The sequence below is a fragment of the Jiangella endophytica genome (assembly GCF_003427025.1).
Taxonomy (GTDB): domain Bacteria; phylum Actinomycetota; class Actinomycetes; order Jiangellales; family Jiangellaceae; genus Jiangella; species Jiangella endophytica.
This window is the reverse complement of the sequence record NZ_QVAI01000059.1, coordinates 1-759: the sequence shown is the minus strand read 5'-3', so window position 1 is coordinate 759 and position 759 is coordinate 1. Positions and strand designations below refer to the sequence as shown.

Sequence of the window (759 nt, the reverse complement as noted above, 5' to 3'; positions counted from 1 at the left end):
GGTCGCCCTCGTCACCGGCGCCTCCTCCGGCATCGGCGAGGCCACCGCCCTCGAACTCGCCAAGGCCGGCTACACCGTGTACGCCGCGGCCCGCCGCGTCGAACGGATGACCCATCTCACGGAATCCAGCATCCGCCCGATTCCCATGGACGTCACCGACGACGCATCCATGCGCGCCGGCATCGACACGATCATCACCGAAGCAGGGCGCATCGACGCACTGGTCAACAACGCCGGTTACGGCTCCTACGGCGCCCTCGAGGACGTCCCCATCGACGAGGCCCGCCACCAGTTCGACGTCAACGTGTTCGGCGCTGCCCGCCTCATCCAGCTCGTCCTCCCGATCATGCGGTCCAACCGCACCGGGAAGATCGTCAACATCACCTCCATGGGCGGCAGGATCCACACCCCGCTCGGCGCCTGGTACCACGCCACGAAGTTCGCCCTGGAGGCCATCAGCGACTGCCTGCGACTCGAGCTCAAGCCCTTCGGCATCGACGTGATCGTCATCGAACCGGGGGGCATCAGGACCGAGTGGGGCGGCATCGCCGCCGACAAGGTCCGCGCCGTCTCCTCCTCCGGCCCGTACGCTCCTCAGGGCAACGCCGTCGCCGACTCGCTCTCGTCCGAGTCCACCCAGCGGCGCTCGTCCCCGCCTGAGCTGATCGCACGCACGATCGCCAAGGCCGTCCAGGCGAACCGGCCGAGAACCCGCTACGCCGTCGGGTTCGGCGCGAAGCCGATGATCTTCCTCCGCGG

The 759-nt window shown here is 68.8% G+C and carries 1 protein-coding gene; it reads left to right on the top strand.

Annotated features, from left to right (window positions below):
• Nucleotides 1–759 (top strand): oxidoreductase (locus DZA62_RS35245; RefSeq protein ID WP_157988118.1); only part of this gene is annotated, 759 nt, incomplete at both ends.